Source organism: Chelatococcus sp. KU-N122 (assembly GCF_055391085.1).
In genome coordinates this window covers 7,392,646-7,409,185 of record NZ_AP043981.1, presented here as the reverse complement: position 1 = coordinate 7,409,185, position 16,540 = coordinate 7,392,646, and the positions used below count along the sequence as shown (strand labels likewise).

The following is a 16,540-nucleotide window of genomic DNA, read 5'->3' as shown; positions in this document are numbered from 1 at the left end:
ACGTTCTGTGCCAGGGGGCCAGGCGACGGTCGTTCCCGCCTTCGGCGCCGCGCCTTAGCAGAACAGGAATAGCAATTCGCAGCAATCGATAACGCCAGGCGCCGGGCCGCGCGGCAAGCTGCGCGAGGATTGGATCGCCTCGTTCGCCGGCCGCAGCGCGCCGGCACCCGCGGCGAAAGCCATCACCAGATCCTGCATTGGCCGGTGTGGTCCGGAGGCGAGCGCCAGCGCGCCGTGGCCGCCGGCCCGCCCGATCGAGGAGAGCGCACATGACCCGCACCGTCGTCGTCGGCGCATGCCCCCACGATTGTCCCGACACCTGCTCGATCCTGACCACGGTCGAGGACGGCAAGGTGATCGCCGTGCGCGGCAACCCCGAGCACCCCTTCACCAAGGGGCGGCTCTGCGTGAAGGTGAACAACTACCAGGATCGGGTCTACAGCGAGCAGCGCCTGCTCTATCCCATGCGGCGCGTCGGACCGAAGGGCAGCGGCCAGTTCGTCCGCATCTCCTGGGATGAAGCGATGACCGAGATCGCCGGACGCTGGCGCAACCTCATTGCCGACGAGGGCGCGCAGACGATCCTCCCCTACAGCTATCTCGGCACCCAGGGCATCATCAACGGCCTCAACGTCGGCGATCCGCTGTTCAACAAGCTCGGCGCCACCGTCTGCGAGCGCACCTTCTGCGACTCCGCCTCCTGTACCGCCTACATGATGACGATCGGCCATACGCCCGGTGTCGATCCGGAGGCCTTCGTCCACTCGAAGTACATCATCCTCTGGGCCTGCAACACGCTCAGCACAAATTCGCACCACTGGCCCTTCATCGAGCAGGCGAAGAAGAACGGCGCCAAGCTGGTGGTCATCGACCCAGTGCGGACACGGACGGCCCGCCTGGCCGATTGGCACGTTCCGATCCGGCCCGGCACCGACGGGGCGCTGGCGATGGCGATGATCAACGTCATCATCGGCGAAGGCCTGATCGACCGCGACTACGTCGACAACCACACCATCGGCTTCGACGAGCTGGCGGCACGCGCCGCGTCCTACACGCCCGAGTTTGCCGAAGCCGAGACGGGCATCCCCGCCGACGATATCCGCCGGCTGGCGCGTGAATACGCCACCACGCCGCCGGCCGTCGTACGCATCGGCGTGGCGGTCGAGCGCCATGCCGGCGGCGGCCAGACGGTGCGCGCCGTGGCCTGCCTGCCGGGCCTGATCGGCGCCTGGAAGCATGTGGGCGGCGGGCTGCTGCAGCTGCCGATCTGGGCCTTCCCGGTCAATTGGGAGGGGCTGATGCGCCCGGATCTGCAGCCCCCGGATATGCGCGTCATCAACGCCTGGCGCTTGGGCCCGGCGCTTACCGGCGAGCTCGGGCTCGACCCGCCGATCCGCTCCCTGTTCGTCTACAACGCCAATCCGATGGCCATGGTCTCCGAGCAGGCCAAGCTGGAGCAGGGGCTGGCGCGCGAGGACCTCTTCACCGTCGTCAGCGAGCACTTCATCACCGACACGGCGCGCTATGCCGACATCCTTTTGCCCGCCACGACGCAGCTCGAGCAAAAGGACATCATGTTCTCGTGGGGGCACCTCTATCTGTCGTACAACAACCCGGCGATCGAGCCGCTGGGCGAGGCCGTGCCCAATACCGAGCTGTTCCGCCGCCTTGCCGCCGCGCTCGGGGTCAACGATCCGTTCTTCGTCCGGTCGGACGATGCGATGATCGAGGCGTCGCTGGATTGGACCAACCCGGTGCTGGAGGGGATCTCGCTGGAGGTCCTGAAGCAGACGGGATACGCGCGTCTCAACCTGCCGCAGGCAGCCGATTGGGCGCCCCACCGCGACGGCAACTTCCCGACGCCGTCGGGCAAATGCGAGTTCAAGTCGAGCCTGTCGGAAGGAGGCAATTTCGTCGCGCCGCTGTTCCGGCAGGGCTACGGCGGCGCCCAGGACGGCCAGCCGGTCGATCCGCTGCCCCACTACATCGCCCCCAACGAGAGCCCGCGGACGGCACCGGAGCGCGCTGCCCATTATCCGCTGAGCCTGATCTCCCCCAAGAGCCACGCGTTCCTGAACTCCAACTACGGCAACCTGCCGGCGCAGCTCGCTCAGGCGGGCGAGCAGCAGGCGGTCATCCTGCATCCCGACGATGCGGGCGACCGCGGCATCGTCGCGGGCGCGCCGATCCGGGTGTTCAACGACCGCGGCACGTTCGAGGCCTTCGCCACCCTGTCGGCGGACGTCATGCGCGGCGTCGTCGTGGCGCCCGCCGGCTATTGGCAGCGCTCGAACCGCAAGGGCGCCACCGTCCATGCCGTGACGCCGGCGGCCTTCGCCGATCTCGGCCGCGCGCCGACCTTCTCCGACATCCTGGTGCAGGTCGCGACGGCGTGAGCGCCGTCTGCTGGAATGAAATCATGACCTATGTAGTGACGGATATTTGCTCCGGCTGTCGCTTTACCGAGTGCGCGACGGTCTGTCCTGTCGAATGCTTCCACATCGACGAGCAGATGGCCTACATCGACCCCGACAATTGCATCGACTGCGGCGGCTGCGTGCCGGTCTGCCCGGTGGGCGCGATCGAGGCCGGCTACCTGCTGCCGTCGGACAAGGCGCAGTGGATCGAGATCAATCGCCGGCGCGCGGCGGAGACACCTGTCCTGACCGGACGCCTGCCGCCGTTGCCCGGCGCGGACGAGCGGCGGCAGGCACTGCGGCCGTGAGCGTCGCGCGCGCGCTCGCCCCGGCGTCGGCGCCGGCTATGCCCGCATTCCGCGTCGCCGTGGTCGGCAGCGGCCCCAGCGGCTTCTACGCGGCCGAGGCGCTGCTGCGTTCGCAGCTGCCGGTTGCCGTCGACATGTTAGAGAGGCTGCCGGTGCCGTACGGGCTCGTCCGCTTCGGCGTCGCGCCCGACCATCCGAAGCTCAAGCTGGTGTCGGCCGTCTTCCACCGCATCGCCGGGATGGCGGGCTTCCGCTTCGTCGGAGGCGTCGAGGTCGGCGCCGATCTGCCCGTCGAGGCCCTGCTGCGCTGCTATCACGCCGTCATCCTCGCAACGGGGGCGGCGGTCGAGCGGCGCCTGGACATCCCCGGCGAGGCGCTGGCCGGAAGCCACCGGGCCGGCGACTTTGTCGCCTGGTACAACGGCCATCCGGACGCGCGCGACCATAACTTCGACCTTTCCGGCGAACGCGCGGTCATCGTCGGCCACGGCAACGTGGCGCTCGATGTCGCGAGACTCCTGACCAAGACGGCTGACGAGCTCAGACACACCGACATCGCCGCGCATGCGCTGGAGGTGCTGGCGGCCAGCCGGATCCGGGAGGTCCACGTGGTGGGGCGGCGCGGGCCGGACCGGACGCGCTTTGCCGCCAAGGAACTGCACGAGTTTCGCGAGCTCGAGGATTGTGACCCGGCGCTCGACATGAGTGACCTTGCGGGCGGCGCCGTTGCGGCGGCGGACGATGCCGATCCCGAGACGCGCGCCGCTGTCGCGCTGCTCGACACGTTCAGCCGCCGCGCCGGCGCCAAGCGCCGCCGCTGCGTCTTCCGCTTCAACCTCGAGCCGCTGGCGATCGACGGGGCCGCCCATGTCGAGCGCACGGTCTTTCGCCGAACGGGCGCCGCCGCGCCGCCCGTTGCGATCGATTGCGACCTGGTCTTCACCAGCATCGGCCGCCATGCGGCGCCTATCGCCGGGATCCCCCACGATCCGGCGCGCGGTGTCCATGCCAACGACGCCGGCCGCGTCGTAGCGCAGGGGAGGGTGCTTCCCGGCCTCTACGCCTGCGGGTGGAGCAAGCGCGGCTCGCAGGGCACGATCGGCACGAACCGCGCCTGCAGCGTCGAGACCGCCGACCACGTCATCGCCGACCTCGTCCGTGGCGGGTACGAGCCGCCCGATCATCCGGATGGGCTGATCGCGCGGATCATGCAGCGAGTCGGGCGGAGCATCGACTTTGCCGCCTGGGAGCGGATCGACGCCGCGGAGGTGGAGCGCGGCCGGCTCGCCGGCAAGCCGCGCGAGAAGTTCGTGACGATCGCACAGCTGATGGCCGCCGCCGGCGCGTGATCGCCGGTCACGTGCAGCAGCTTTCTGCCTTGGGAGATGCGGCATCGTCCGCATGAAAGGAGCGCCTCATGCCGTGCGCCTTGACGGATACGTTCGGGCGTCAGGTCCGATACCTGCGCCTGTCGGTGACGGATCGATGCGATCTGCGCTGCGTCTACTGTATGTCGGAGGACATGACCTTCCTGCCCAAGCGCGACGTGCTGTCGCTCGAGGAGCTCGAACGGCTCGCCGGCGCGTTCATCCGCAGCGGCGTCACCAAGATCCGCATCACCGGCGGTGAGCCGCTGGTGCGCAAGGGCGTCCTCGACCTGTTCCGGGCGCTGTCCGTCCATCTCCGCGACGGCTCGCTGCGCGAGCTCACACTGACCACCAACGGGTCGCGCCTGGCCCACTTTGCAGAGGATCTGGCACGGGCCGGCGTGCGGCGCGTCAATGTCTCCCTCGACACTCTCGACCCCGTCCGCTACCGGGCCATCACCCGGGGCGGGTCGCTGGCCCAGGTGCTCGACGGCATCGAGGCCGCTCGGGAGGCGGGCCTCGCGGTGAAGCTCAACGCCGTGGCGCTGCGCGGCGATACCGAGCACGAGATCGACGATCTGATCCGCTTCGCCCACGGCCGCGGCATGACGCTGACGCTGATCGAGACGATGCCGCTCGGCGATGTGGGCGCCGACCGCACCGGCCAGTACCTGCCGCTCGACCGGCTTCGGCGGATCATCGAGCGCCGCTGGACGCTGGCGGATCTGTCCGTGCGGAGCGGCGGACCGGCCCGCTATGCTGCCGTGGCGGAGACGGGCGGCCGCATCGGCTTCATCACGCCGCTGACCCACAATTTCTGTGAGGACTGCAATCGCGTCCGCGTTACCGCGTCCGGCGTGCTGCATACCTGCCTCGGCCAGGAGGATGCGGCCGACCTCAAGGCCGTCATGCGCAGCTCGGAAGGGGATGAGGAACTGCTGCGCGTCATCGACGCGACAGTCCGGCGCAAGCCGCGCGGCCACGACTTCGTCATCGGCCGCGAGGGAGCCCCGGCCGTGATCGCTCGCCACATGTCGGCGACGGGCGGCTGAGGATCACCGTCACGCCCGGAGCAAAGACATTCTGTCTGATCCGCGAGAGATCAAAGACTTGTTTGCATAAGGTCTACAATAGAAATTTTTATTCCGTTGTGCGGAATTGACAGTTCGCGTAGTCAGTATTCACCTCTTTGGTGAAGGTGAAGATGATACTCTCCAGGTTGACTGGCGTCCGTCGGGCGCCCCATTCGGACGTAGCAGCAGCGGGCCGCGCGCGGCCGCCTTTCGCGGCATGGCTGCGGATTGCCGTTGTCGCCTTCGGCAGTGGGCTCGCCACGGCGGCCACGGCTGCGCCGCTGAAGGTCGGCGTCGCCACGATGCCGACCAACGGCGTGCTCGAGACCGTGGTGGCGGAGGCCAAGAGCCAGGGCCTGGAGGTGCAGATCGTCGAGTTCAGCGACTGGAGCACACCCAATATCGCCGTCGCCAACGGCGATCTGGATCTCAACTATTTCCAGCATCTGCCGTTCCTCGAAAATTCCAACAAGAACCTTGGCAATAATCTGGTGCCGGTGGGCCTCGGGTATTCGACGACGAATGGAATCTATTCGAAGAAGATCACGTCGCTCGCCGAATTGAAGGACGGCGCGACGGTGGCCATCGCCAGCGACGCCATCAACACCGGCCGGGCGTTGCTGCTGTTGCAGGAGGCCGGGCTGATCAAGCTCAAGCCGGGCGCGGGCCACCGCGCGACCGTGCTCGACATTGCGGAGAATCCCAGGAGCTTGAAGATCGTCCAGGTGGATGGCCCGCAGATATCCCGCGCCCTCGACGATCTCGATGCCGCCGTGACCTATCCGGCCTTCGCCAAGCTGGGCGGGCTCGACCCGAACAAACCGGTCTTCCTCGAAAAGCCCAACAACCTCTATGCGCTCAGGTTCGTGACCAAGCCTGAGCGCGCCGACGATCCACGCATCAAGCAGTTCATTGCGATCTACCAGAATTCCCCGCAGGTGAAAGCGATCCTCAAAAAGTATTACGGGGACGTCATCTCCTTCCCCTGGGAGAAGGGGGCCGCGCCGGCGTCGGCCAGCAACTGACGGAACCGCCTGTCCCGAACGTGGTCCGGTGGGACAGGTCCTGATCGAAGGCGGCCGCGAATGATCGTCAACCGCCGCGCTGCTGCGCGGCGGTTGATTGCGTGCGTGAGCGATGCAACGTGCGTCTCGATCGGGCGGGCTCGCGGCTGATCCGGCTCAGGCGGAAGCCTCCAGCGAGATCCCCCTTCGCCTAGAGCATTTCGCCATTGGATGGACCCATCCAATGGCAGGAGATACTCCCTAACTTTTTGAATCTGGAACGCTTCGCGATTGGGTGCTTCCACCCAATCGCGAAGCGCTCTAGCGGAGGCCTGATCGGGGTCTTGCGAATCAGATAAGTAAGTGCTTATCTGTTGGCATGATCGAGAACGACGTATTCAGGGCCCTGGCCGATCCGACCCGGCGCGCGATCTTCGAGAAGCTGGCGACCGGCGGCATGAATGCCAGCGCTTTGCGGGATGGCATGGACATCAGCCAGCCGGCCATGTCCCAGCATCTTGCCGTGCTGCGCAATGCGCGACTGGTGCGAGAGGAGCGGCAGGGGCGTTTCGTGAACTACGAGGTCGATCCGGAAGGGCTGGGGCTCATCGGCGGATGGCTCGCGAAGTACCGTGCCTATTGGCCGGCACGGATCGATGCTCTGAAAGCCTTGCTGAAGGACATGGACCAATGAACGACATGGAGGTCGAGGAACAGAGCAAGGATCTGGTGCTCGAATACGACATCGACGCGCCGCCCGAGAAGGTCTGGCGCGCCATCAGCATCCCTGCCTTCCGCGAAAAATGGCTGCCGAACGAGGCGCTGGCTGACGCCGATCCCGTCGCGGCGGCGCCCGGCGAGGAGATCCGCTACAGAATGCGGGACGACGAGCCGCCCTTCCGCGAAAGCGTGGTGACGTTTTGCGTCAGCCCCAACACCCGCGGCGGCACCAGACTTCGCATTATTCACGGGCTCGTCGGCTCGACGCCGGCACAGCTGATGTCGTCGGCAGCGAACAGCAACCGGCCTCGGCTCGTGCGCGCTGCCTGACGCCTCGGTCTGGAGGCTTAAAGAGGGATGATGATCCGAATAAAAATCATCCCGACCTATTAGATTTGCTAAGTCATTTTAGGAAGTCGGTTCGCCGCAAAGCGTCGCGTTTCCACGTCGATGGATGGCGGGGTTCGACCCGGCCATGATGTTGAGAGTAAAGCCCTTTCCATCCCAGCCGCGTCATGGCCGGACTGGACCCGGCCATCCATCCCACTCAAAGAAGCAGGAGTTCGCCCATGCGCGAAGCGATGCAGCTCGTCCCGATGGTCATCGAACAATCCAGCCGGGGAGAACGGTCTTTCGACATCTATTCACGGCTGCTGCGAGAGCGGATCGTGTTCCTCAACGGTGAGGTCAACGACACCGTAGCCGCGTTGGTCTGCGCGCAGCTGCTCTTCCTGGAAGCCGAGAACCCCAAGAGGCCGATCAACCTCTACATCAACTCGCCGGGCGGCGTGGTGACCAGCGGTCTCGCCATGTACGACACCATGCAATTCATCAAGGCGCCGGTGCATACGTTGTGCATGGGGACGGCCCGCTCGATGGGGTCGTTCCTGCTGATGGCGGGGGAGCCGGGCGCGCGCGCAGCGCTCCCCAACGCGAGCCTGCATGTCCACCAGCCGCTCGGCGGCTTCCAGGGGCAGGCGTCGGACATCCTTATCCATGCCGAGGAAACGCAGCGGACCAAGCAGCAGCTCACCCAGCTCTATGCCAAGCACTGCGGACGTACCTATGAGGAGGTGGAGCGCACCCTCGACCGCGACCGCTTCATGACGCCGGAGCAGGCGTTGGAGTGGGGCCTGATCGACCGCATTCTCACCGAGCGCGAAATTCACACCGAGCGCGAGAACGGCGTCTGAGCCAACGCGAGAACGCCTCTGCTATCCTCAACCTGTGAACCGCACCTGCAGCTTGCCGGCGTGGGGCGTGCGGTAGAGGTCGACGATGGCGGCCGGCAACTGGTCGAAGCCCTCGACCACGTGGTTGATCGGCTTCAGCTGGCCGCTGCGCATCAACGCGGCGAGGCCGTCCTCGGCCGTGAGCCGCTCGGCGTAGAAGGCATCGACGATCCACGCCTCGGCGCGGAGCTCTCGGGCGGCGATGGTCGCCTCCACGGTCTCGGAGATGCCGAACATGCGGCGCAGCGACGGCCGCTGCTGCGGGCGATCGAGCCGGTCGGCGTAGTAGCCGCCGGCGCCACCATAGGCGAGCAGGCGGCCGCCTCGGTTCATCTGGGCGGTCACGGTCTCGGTGAGCTGACCGCCGATGCCGTCGGAGAAGACGTCGACGCCGTCGGGAAGCGCTGTTTTCAGCCGCTCGGCGAAGTCATCGCCGCGGTAGTCGATGCAGCCGTCGATGCCGAGGGTCTCGGTCACCCAGCGGCAGCGGTCGGCGCCGCCGGCGAAGCCGATCACCCGACAGCCGGCGATGCGGGCCAACTGGGCGACGATGGAGCCGACCGAGCCGGAGGCGCCGGCCACCGCCACCTGCTCGCCGGGCGTCAGCGGCCCGCATTGGCGCATGCCGAAATAGGCCGTCATGCCCGAGGTGCCGAACATATCCATCAGCACCTCCGGCGGCCATTCCCGCACCATCTCCGGCCTGAAGGCGTAGCACCATTGCGAGTTGGTGCGGTTCAGCGCCTTCACCCCGTCGTTCGGTGTGCCGTAGCCGACCGAGGCGTCGAGGCTGCTGATTACCTGATGGTCCTGCCAGCCGGCCTGGCAGGCGATGGTGTCGCCCTCGCGGAAGGCGGGATCGCGCGAGCGGATCACCTCGGCGCAGCCATAGTTGCTGAGGTCGGTCGCGCCGAGCCTGGTCATGCCGGTCGCCATGCGCGAGCGGGTGGCGGAGTGAATGTTGATCAGCTTGACCCGCACCAGCGCCTGGTTGGGCTCCAGGTCGGGGATCGGCAGCTCGCGCAGCTCGAACTGCTCGGGGCCGAGCACGTCGTTCACCATCGGCTTGGCGAAGATCCACTGGCGATAGGTCTCGGGCATGGCGGGCTCCGCGGGTGAGCGCTTCAGTTAATTTGCTAGTAGCACTGCATCGAGGCTTTGACTCTTTGAGCGGATGGATGGTCGGGTCAAGCCCGACCATGACGGGGTGGAGACGGAAAGCCTTTGTTCTCAACATCATGGTCGGGCTTGGCCCGGCCATCCATCCGCTTGAAAACCCAGGCCGTCGGCGACGGGGACAGGCCCGCTACGCCACCTCTTCGTCCCACGGCGCCGCCGGGCTGTAGAGCGCCTGGAGATGCCGGACGAAGGCGCTGACAGAGGCCGGCACCAGCGGGCCGCGCGGATGGACCGCATAGATGCCGACGTCGGCGGAGCCCTCGAAGGCCGGCAGGATCCGTTCCAGGCGGCCCGCGGCGATGTCCCGGCTCACGTCCCACAGCGAGCGCAGCGCGATCCCCGCGCCGGTCAGCGCCAGCTCGCGTACGACCTCGCTGGAGTTGGTGCGCACACGACTCTCGCCGCCGAGCAGGGCAGGGCCGTCGGGTCCGTCCAGCCGCCACGGCAGCTGTCCGGTGGCGGCCAGCAGGTGGTGGCCGGCGAGATCGGTGAGGCTCGTGGGCACGCCCCGGTCGGCCAGGTAGTCCGGCGCCGCGCAGAGCACGCGCCGGCTGGTGCCCAGTCGGTAGGCGGCGAGGCCGGCGTCGATCGCCGGCGCGATGCGGACCGCGAGATCGAACTTCTCGGCCAGGAGATCGACGAAGCCGTCCGACAGGTCGAGCTCGACATTCACCTTGGGGTGCTGCTCGAGAAAGGTCAGCAAGTACGGCGCCACATGCAGCCGCCCGAACGAGGTGGGAGCGGAGACCCTGAGGCCTCCCGCCAGCGTGCCCTCCTGGCCGGCGATGCGGGCCTCCGCCGCGTGGATGGCCGCCAGGATCGCCACGACGTCGGCGTGAAACACCTGGCCGGCGTCGGTCAACAGCAGCCGGCGCGTGGTGCGGTGCACGAGCCGTGTGGCGAGGCGCTGCTCCAGCCGCGCCAGCCGCTTGGACACCATGGCGGGCGAAATCTTCAGCCGACGGCCGGCGGCGGACAGGCTGCCCGACGCCACCACCTCGGCGAACAGCTCGTAGTCCGGATCCATGGCCTTGCTCTGAACGATCTGTTCTCAGGAGGAACAGGTGCCTTCGATATCGATCGTCTACCGAGGGGAAACCGGATCGTCTACAGTGAGGAGCGAGAGGGATGCGCCATGTCGCTCAAGATGCCGGAACCGGATGCTTCGGTCATCGCCCGCCGCGGCGAGATCGCAGCCGCCCTGCGCGCCATCGTGCCTGGCGAAGGCGTGATCGATGATGCGGCTCTGCTGCGCCCCTACGAGTCGGACGGGCTCACCGCCTATCGTCAGCCGCCAATGCTGGTCGTCCTGCCCGAGACGACGGAGCAGGTTTCCGCCATCTTGCGCTGGTGCCAGGCCGAAGGCGTGAAGGTGGTGCCGCGCGGCTCCGGCACCTCGTTGTCGGGCGGCGCACTGCCGCTGGCTGACGCCGTGCTGCTCGGCATGGCCAAGTTCAACCAGGTGCTCTCGGTCGACTACGAGGACCGGGTCGCGGTGGTGCAGCCCGGCGTCACCAACCTCGCCGTCACCCGCGCCGTGGAGGATGCGGGCTTCTATTACGCGCCCGATCCGTCGAGCCAGATCGCCTGTTCCATCGGCGGCAACGTGGCCGAGAATTCCGGCGGCGTGCACTGCCTCAAGTACGGGCTGACGACCAACAACGTGCTCGGCGTCGAGCTGGTGATGATGGACGGCGAGATCGTCCGCCTCGGCGGCCATGCGCTCGATCCGGCGGGGCTCGACCTGCTCGGCATCATCGTGGGCTCGGAAGGGCTGCTCGGCGTGGTGACCGAAGTCACGGTCCGCATCCTCGTCAGGCCGGAGACGGCACGCGCCGTGCTGATCGGCTTTGCCAGCGTCGAGAGCGCCGGCCAGTGCGTCGCCGACGTCATTGCCGCCGGCATCATCCCGGCCGGCATGGAGATGATGGACCGGCCGGCCATCCACGCCGCCGAGGCGTTCGTCAATGTCGGCTATCCCCTCGACGTCGAGGCGCTGCTGATCGTCGAGCTCGACGGGCCGGCGGCCGAATGCAACCATCTGATCGACGAGGTGGAGCGCATCGCGCGCGCCGACGGTGCCGTCTCCTGCCGTGTCTCGCAGGACGAGGCGGAGCGGCTGGCGTTCTGGGCCGGGCGCAAGGCCGCCTTTCCGGCTGTCGGTCGCATCTCGCCCGACTATTACTGCATGGACGGGACGATCCCGCGTCGCCGGCTGCCGGAGGTGCTGCAGCGGATGGAGCAGCTCTCGGCGCAGCATGGGCTCGGCGTCGCCAACGTCTTCCACGCCGGCGACGGCAATCTGCATCCGCTGATCCTCTACGACGCCAATGTGCCGGGGCAGCTGGAGCGGGCCGAGGCCTTCGGCGCCGACATCCTGCGCCTGTGCGTGGAGGTGGGCGGCGTGCTCACCGGCGAGCACGGCGTCGGTGTCGAGAAGCGCGACCTGATGCCCGAGATGTTCACCGAGGTCGACCTGGCGCACCAGCAGCGGCTCAAGTGCGCCTTCGATCCGGGCCTGCTGCTCAACCCGGGCAAGGTGTTCCCGACCTTGCATCGCTGCGCCGAGCTCGGCCGCATGCACGTGCACGGCGGCCAGGTGGCGTTCCCGGAGCTGCCGCGCTTCTGATGTCGACGCTCGCGCCCACCACGTCGGCGGAGCTCGCCGAGGCGATCGCCGGTGCCGCCGCCGACGGCACCAAGCTCGAGATCCGCGGCGGCGGCAGCAAGGCCGATGTCGGTGTCGGCGGCCGCCAGACGGCGATCCTCGACATGCGCGGCTTCGCCGGCGTCGTCGATTACGATCCGGCCGAGCTGGTGCTCACGGTCGGCGCGGGCACGCTGCTCGCCGAAGTGGAGGTCCTTGTCGCCGCCCAGGGCCAGATGCTCGCTTTCGAGCCGTTCGACCACGGGCCGCTGTTCGGTCGGCCGGCGGGCGCCGCCACCGTCGGTGGCATCGTCGCCGCCGGCGTAGCGGGCTCGCGGCGGCCGGTCATGGGCAGCGCGCGCGATCATCTGCTGCGGTTCGAGGCGGTGTCAGGCCGCGGCGAGCCGTTCATGGCCGGCGCCAAGGTGGTGAAGAACGTCACCGGCTACGACCTGCCGAAGCTGATGTGCGGCAGCTGGGGGCGGCTCGCGGCGCTGACGCAGGTGACGCTCAAGGTGCTGCCGGCGCCGCGCGAGACGGCGCTGCGCATCGTCCGCGGTCTGGGCCCGGCCGAGGCCCAGGCGGCCATGGCGCGGGCCATGGGCTCCCAGGCGGAGCCGTCGGCGGCCTTCCACTTTCCCGGCCCGTGGCGCGACGGACCCGCGCTCACGGCAGTGCGCCTGCAAGGCTTCGGCCCGTCGGTGGCGGCGCGCGCCGCGCTGCTGGAGCGCCTGCTCGGCGAGCATGGGGTGGAGACCCCCGACGCTGCGCTGGCGGAGGCGATCTGGTACGATGTCCGCGCGCTCGCGCCGCTGGCCGACGGCCGGCCGCTCTGGCGGCTCAGCCTGTCGGCCCGGGCCGCGCCTGCCGCGATCGCGAGGCTCGAGCCAGCGGGCGCCCGCTGGCTGATGGACTGGGCCGGCGGCCTGGTCTGGGTGAGCTTCGACGGCGATGCGGCGCTGGTGCGGCGGGTGGCGGCGGAAGCCGGCGGGCACGCCATGCTGGTGCGTGACGAGCGGGGCGTCTACGCGGGCGTGCCCACCTTCCAGCCGCCGGTCCCGGGGCTGGCGGCGCTGGAGGCGCGTGTTCGCCGCGCCTTCGATCCGGCCGGGGTGTTCGAGACCGGGCGGTTCGGGGACCAGACCCATGCAGACTAGCTTCTCGCCCGCGCAGCTGGCCGATCCGGCGATGGCGGCGTCGGAGGCGGTGATCCGCAAGTGCGTGCATTGCGGCTTCTGCACGGCCACCTGCCCGACCTACGTGCTCTTGGGCGACGAGCTCGATTCACCCCGCGGCCGCATCTACCTGATGAAGGAGATGCTGGAGACCGAGGCGCAGCCCACGGCCGAGGTGGTCAAGCACATCGACCGTTGCCTCTCCTGCCTCTCCTGCATGACCACGTGCCCCTCGGGCGTGAACTACATGCACCTGGTCGACCATGCCCGCGCCTATATCGAGGAGCGCTATCGCCGGCCCTGGCGCGAGCGGCTGATGCGCACGCTGCTGGCGGCGGTGCTGCCTTATCCCGGACGCTTCCGGCTGGCGCTGGCGCTGGCGCGGCTCGCCCGGCCGGCGCAGCCGCTCGTCGCCCGGCTGCCGGCCCTGAAGCCGATCGCAGCCATGCTGGCGCTCGCGCCCCCGCGCGCCGCGCCGCGGGCGCCGGCCGCCGCCGCACCCGTGGTCGGGGCCAGGGGCCGGGTCGCCTTGCTGCAGGGATGCGCGGAGCCGGTGCTGCGGCCCGAGATCCGCGCGGCGACGCTGCGCCTGCTCAACCGGGTGGGCTATGAGGCCGTGCTCGCCTCGGGCGAAGCCTGCTGCGGGGCGCTCGTCCACCACATGGGCCGCGAGGCGGCGAGCCTGGAGGCGGCGCGCCGCAACGTCGACGCCTGGACCCGAGAAATCGAGGGCAGGGGGCTCGACGCGATCCTCGTCACCGCCTCCGGCTGCGGCACCACGATCAAGGACTACGGCTTCATGCTGCGCGGCGAGCCCGCTTATGCAGCGAAGGCGGAGCGCGTCTCCGGCCTGGCGAAGGACATCAGCGAGTTCCTGGCCGGCATCGATCTGCCGGCAGCGGCCGGAGCGGCTCCTGGCCTCACGGTCGCCTACCACGCGGCCTGTTCGCTCCAGCACGGCCAGAAGGTGACGGAGGCGCCCAAGCGCCTGCTCAGCGCCGCGGGCTTTACCGTTCGGGCGCCGGCAGAAGCCCACCTCTGCTGCGGCTCGGCGGGCACCTACAACATCCTCCAGCCCGACATCGCCGGCCGGCTCGGCGCCCGCAAGGTCGCCAACCTGGAGCGGCTCGGCGCCGACGTCATCGCCACCGGCAACATCGGCTGTGCCATGCAGATCGGCCAGCGGACGGCGCTGCCGGTCGTCCACACGGTCGAGCTCATCGACTGGGCGACCGGCGGCCCGCCGCCAGTGGCGCTCAGCAACCAAACGACGAGGGCGTATTCATGAGCGAGATGATCGACAAAGCGGGCCTCAAGGTCGCCGCGCCCCTGGTCCGCCTGATCGAGGATCGCGCCCTGCCGGGCACGGGGATTGCGCCGGAGGCGTTCTGGCGCGGCACGGCGGACATCTTCGCCCGCTTCACGCCGGAGAATCGAGCGCTGCTGGCCAAGCGCGACGACCTGCAGGCGCGCATCGACGCCTGGCACGTCGCCCGGCGCGGCCAGCCGCACGACGGGCCCGCCTACCAGGCCTTTCTCCGCGAGATCGGCTATCTCGTGTCCGAGCCCGCGCCCTTCGCCATCGCGACCGAGAACGTCGACGAGGAGGTGGCGCGCCTGGCCGGGCCGCAGCTCGTCGTGCCCGTGCTCAACACCCGCTTCCTGCTCAACGCCGCCAACGCCCGCTGGGGCAGCCTCTACGACGCCCTCTACGGTACCGATGCGCTGCCGGGCGAGCCGGCACCCGGCGGCTACGATCCGGTCCGCGGCGCCCAGGTGATCGCCCGTGCCAAGGCCTTCCTCGACGAGGCCGTGCCGCTGGCCGAAGGCCGCTGGGCCGCGTTCACTGGCGGCACGCCGAAGCTCGCCGACCCGGCCCAGTTCGCCGGCACCCGCGGCGCGTCGCTGCTGCTGCGCAACCATGGCCTGCACATCGAGGTGGTGATCGATCATGCCCACCCGATCGGGCGCGACGATCCGGCCGGCATCGCCGACGTGGTCCTGGAATCGGCGCTCACCACCATCGTCGACTTCGAGGATTCGATTGCCGCCGTCGACGCGGAGGACAAGGTCGCGGCCTACGCCAACTGGCTCGGGCTGACCACGGGCGACCTTGCCGCCAGCTTCGACAAGGGCGGGCGGAGCACGACGCGCACGCTCTCGGCCGACCGCGACTACGTGGCGCCGGATGGCTCGGCCTTCACGCTGCCTGGCCGCACCCTGCTGTTCGTCCGCAACGTCGGGCATCTGATGACGACGCCGGCCGTGCGCCTGGCCGACGGCGGCGAGGCGCCGGAGGGCATTCTGGACGGCATCGTCACCAGCCTCATCGCCCTGCACGATCTCAAAGGCCGCGGCCGCTTCCGCAACAGCCGGGCGGGGTCGATCTATATCGTCAAGCCGAAGATGCACGGCCCGGAGGAGGCCGGCTTCACCAACCGACTGTTCGACGCGATCGAGGACCTGCTGGGGCTCCCCCGTCACACCGTGAAGGTCGGCGTGATGGACGAGGAACGGCGCACCTCGGCCAACCTGGCGGCGTGCATCGCCGCGGTGAAGGATCGCATCGTCTTCATCAACACCGGCTTCCTCGACCGCACCGGCGACGAGATCCACACCTCGATGCAGGCCGGCGCCATGGTGCCCAAGGGCGAGATGAAGGCGAGCGCCTGGATCGCCGCCTACGAAAGCCGCAACGTGCAGATCGGCCTGGCCTGCGGGCTGTCGGGGCACGCCCAGATCGGCAAGGGCATGTGGGCGGCGCCCGACCGCATGGCCGATATGATCGCGCAGAAGATCGGCCACCCCAGGGCCGGCGCCAGCACCGCCTGGGTGCCGAGCCCGACGGCGGCGACCCTGCACGCGCTGCATTACCACCAGGTCGACGTGTTCGCCCGCCAGCGCGAGCTCGCCGGCGAGCCGACGCCCGGGCTCGACGCGCTGCTCACCATCCCGCTCGCCGCCGGCACCAACTGGTCGCCGGAGGCGATCGCCCGCGAGCTCGACAACAATGCCCAGGGCATCCTCGGCTACGTCGTGCGCTGGATCGACCAGGGCATCGGCTGCTCCAAGGTGCCGGACATCAACGACGTCGGCCTCATGGAGGACCGGGCGACCCTGCGCATCTCGTCCCAGCACATGGCCAACTGGCTGCTGCACGGTGTCTGCACGGCGGCCGAGGCCGACGCGGCGCTCCGGCGCATGGCGGCGAAGGTCGATGCGCAGAACGCGGACGATCCGCTCTACCGGCCCATGGCCGGGCACGAGGACGAGAGCCTCGCCTTCCAGGCCGCCCGCGCGCTGGTGTTCGAAGGGGTCGCGCAGCCGAGCGGCTACACCGAGCCGCTGCTGCACGCGCTGCGCCTCAAGGCCAAGGCCCGGGCCTGACCCATCATCATCATCGATCGACGGAGAGCAC

15 protein-coding genes are annotated in these 16,540 nt (G+C 68.9%); 12 read left to right on the top strand and 3 right to left on the bottom strand.

The annotated features are described in order from the left end of the window. Window positions 1-54: 54 nt before the first annotated feature. Window positions 55-198 carry a hypothetical protein gene (locus tag ACZ5PO_RS33465; protein WP_464187009.1) on the bottom strand — a complete coding sequence of 48 codons (144 nt, stop codon included), beginning with the start codon at window positions 196-198 and terminating at the stop codon, window positions 55-57. Between the two features lie 71 nt (window positions 199-269). On the opposite strand from ACZ5PO_RS33465, the gene ACZ5PO_RS33460 reads away from it, so the two are divergent. The 8 genes from ACZ5PO_RS33460 to ACZ5PO_RS33425 all read left to right on the top strand — a co-directional run bounded on the left by ACZ5PO_RS33460 (window position 270) and on the right by ACZ5PO_RS33425 (window position 8,082). Next, a complete protein-coding gene (locus ACZ5PO_RS33460) occupies window positions 270-2,396 on the top strand; it encodes a molybdopterin-containing oxidoreductase family protein (RefSeq protein WP_464187008.1) in 2,127 nt (708 codons plus the stop codon). Further along, the gene (locus ACZ5PO_RS33455; protein WP_464187007.1) at window positions 2,393-2,725 is read left to right on the top strand and encodes a 4Fe-4S dicluster domain-containing protein; all 333 of its coding nucleotides are present in this window, start codon (window positions 2,393-2,395) and stop codon (window positions 2,723-2,725) included. The genes ACZ5PO_RS33460 and ACZ5PO_RS33455 overlap by 4 nt, the downstream gene beginning before the upstream one ends. A gap of 38 nt (window positions 2,726-2,763) precedes the next feature. After that, window positions 2,764-4,074, top strand: coding sequence for an FAD-dependent oxidoreductase (locus ACZ5PO_RS33450; RefSeq protein ID WP_464187006.1), 1,311 nt, complete (start codon window positions 2,764-2,766; stop codon window positions 4,072-4,074). 68 nt (window positions 4,075-4,142) lie between these two features. Continuing rightward, window positions 4,143-5,144, top strand: coding sequence for a GTP 3',8-cyclase MoaA (gene moaA / locus ACZ5PO_RS33445; protein ID WP_464187005.1), 1,002 nt, complete (start codon window positions 4,143-4,145; stop codon window positions 5,142-5,144). 167 nt (window positions 5,145-5,311) lie between these two features. Beyond that, window positions 5,312-6,190 carry a MetQ/NlpA family ABC transporter substrate-binding protein gene (locus ACZ5PO_RS33440; protein WP_464187004.1) on the top strand — a complete coding sequence of 293 codons (879 nt, stop codon included), beginning with the start codon at window positions 5,312-5,314 and terminating at the stop codon, window positions 6,188-6,190. A gap of 358 nt (window positions 6,191-6,548) precedes the next feature. Beyond that, the gene (locus ACZ5PO_RS33435) at window positions 6,549-6,863 is read left to right on the top strand and encodes an ArsR/SmtB family transcription factor (RefSeq protein WP_464187003.1); all 315 of its coding nucleotides are present in this window, start codon (window positions 6,549-6,551) and stop codon (window positions 6,861-6,863) included. Beyond that, window positions 6,860-7,219, top strand: coding sequence for an SRPBCC family protein (locus tag ACZ5PO_RS33430; RefSeq protein ID WP_464187002.1), 360 nt, complete (start codon window positions 6,860-6,862; stop codon window positions 7,217-7,219). The genes ACZ5PO_RS33435 and ACZ5PO_RS33430 overlap by 4 nt, the downstream gene beginning before the upstream one ends. 239 nt (window positions 7,220-7,458) lie before the next feature. Next, the gene (locus tag ACZ5PO_RS33425; protein WP_464187000.1) at window positions 7,459-8,082 is read left to right on the top strand and encodes an ATP-dependent Clp protease proteolytic subunit; all 624 of its coding nucleotides are present in this window, start codon (window positions 7,459-7,461) and stop codon (window positions 8,080-8,082) included. Window positions 8,083-8,109: 27 nt separating this feature from the next. Here the strand turns inward: ACZ5PO_RS33425 and ACZ5PO_RS33420 are convergent, their stop codons facing one another. Both ACZ5PO_RS33420 and ACZ5PO_RS33415 read right to left on the bottom strand, forming a co-directional pair. After that, entirely contained in the window at window positions 8,110-9,222 is a 1,113-nt protein-coding gene (locus ACZ5PO_RS33420; RefSeq protein ID WP_464186999.1) for a zinc-binding dehydrogenase, read from the bottom strand. Window positions 9,223-9,427: 205 nt separating this feature from the next. Continuing rightward, window positions 9,428-10,327, bottom strand: coding sequence for a LysR family transcriptional regulator (locus ACZ5PO_RS33415; protein ID WP_464186998.1), 900 nt, complete (start codon window positions 10,325-10,327; stop codon window positions 9,428-9,430). Window positions 10,328-10,435: 108 nt separating this feature from the next. Between ACZ5PO_RS33415 and ACZ5PO_RS33410 the strand changes: the two genes are divergently transcribed. Genes ACZ5PO_RS33410 through ACZ5PO_RS33395 form a run of 4 tightly spaced genes read left to right on the top strand, consistent with a single transcriptional unit; the run spans window position 10,436 to window position 16,509 of the window. Further along, on the top strand, window positions 10,436-11,929 hold the full coding sequence (locus tag ACZ5PO_RS33410) for an FAD-linked oxidase C-terminal domain-containing protein (RefSeq protein ID WP_464186997.1): 1,494 nt from the start codon (window positions 10,436-10,438) through the stop codon (window positions 11,927-11,929). Continuing rightward, window positions 11,929-13,104 (top strand): FAD-binding protein, encoded by a 1,176-nt coding sequence (locus ACZ5PO_RS33405; protein WP_464186996.1) that lies wholly within the window; start codon window positions 11,929-11,931, stop codon window positions 13,102-13,104. The genes ACZ5PO_RS33410 and ACZ5PO_RS33405 overlap by 1 nt, the downstream gene beginning before the upstream one ends. Continuing rightward, window positions 13,094-14,410, top strand: coding sequence for a glycolate oxidase subunit GlcF (gene glcF / locus ACZ5PO_RS33400; RefSeq protein WP_464186995.1), 1,317 nt, complete (start codon window positions 13,094-13,096; stop codon window positions 14,408-14,410). The genes ACZ5PO_RS33405 and glcF overlap by 11 nt, the downstream gene beginning before the upstream one ends. After that, window positions 14,407-16,509 carry a malate synthase G gene (locus ACZ5PO_RS33395; protein WP_464186994.1) on the top strand — a complete coding sequence of 701 codons (2,103 nt, stop codon included), beginning with the start codon at window positions 14,407-14,409 and terminating at the stop codon, window positions 16,507-16,509. Before glcF ends, ACZ5PO_RS33395 begins: the two co-directional genes overlap by 4 nt. The last annotated feature ends 31 nt before the right edge of the window (window positions 16,510-16,540 follow it).

What these genes read in the sequence shown, in the direction of transcription:
- ACZ5PO_RS33465 (WP_464187009.1), bottom strand. Translation starts at nt 198, where the DNA reads ATGCAGGATCTGGTGATGGCTTTCGCCGCGGGTGCCGGCGCGCTGCGG.
- ACZ5PO_RS33460 (WP_464187008.1), top strand. Translation starts at nt 270, where the DNA reads ATGACCCGCACCGTCGTCGTCGGCGCATGCCCCCACGATTGTCCCGAC.
- ACZ5PO_RS33450 (WP_464187006.1), top strand. Translation starts at nt 2,764, where the DNA reads ATGCCCGCATTCCGCGTCGCCGTGGTCGGCAGCGGCCCCAGCGGCTTC.
- moaA (WP_464187005.1), top strand. Translation starts at nt 4,143, where the DNA reads ATGCCGTGCGCCTTGACGGATACGTTCGGGCGTCAGGTCCGATACCTG.
- ACZ5PO_RS33435 (WP_464187003.1), top strand. Translation starts at nt 6,549, where the DNA reads ATGATCGAGAACGACGTATTCAGGGCCCTGGCCGATCCGACCCGGCGC.
- ACZ5PO_RS33430 (WP_464187002.1), top strand. Translation starts at nt 6,860, where the DNA reads ATGAACGACATGGAGGTCGAGGAACAGAGCAAGGATCTGGTGCTCGAA.
- ACZ5PO_RS33425 (WP_464187000.1), top strand. Translation starts at nt 7,459, where the DNA reads ATGCGCGAAGCGATGCAGCTCGTCCCGATGGTCATCGAACAATCCAGC.
- ACZ5PO_RS33420 (WP_464186999.1), bottom strand. Translation starts at nt 9,222, where the DNA reads ATGCCCGAGACCTATCGCCAGTGGATCTTCGCCAAGCCGATGGTGAAC.
- ACZ5PO_RS33415 (WP_464186998.1), bottom strand. Translation starts at nt 10,327, where the DNA reads ATGGATCCGGACTACGAGCTGTTCGCCGAGGTGGTGGCGTCGGGCAGC.
- ACZ5PO_RS33410 (WP_464186997.1), top strand. Translation starts at nt 10,436, where the DNA reads ATGTCGCTCAAGATGCCGGAACCGGATGCTTCGGTCATCGCCCGCCGC.
- ACZ5PO_RS33405 (WP_464186996.1), top strand. Translation starts at nt 11,929, where the DNA reads ATGTCGACGCTCGCGCCCACCACGTCGGCGGAGCTCGCCGAGGCGATC.
- glcF (WP_464186995.1), top strand. Translation starts at nt 13,094, where the DNA reads ATGCAGACTAGCTTCTCGCCCGCGCAGCTGGCCGATCCGGCGATGGCG.
- ACZ5PO_RS33395 (WP_464186994.1), top strand. Translation starts at nt 14,407, where the DNA reads ATGAGCGAGATGATCGACAAAGCGGGCCTCAAGGTCGCCGCGCCCCTG.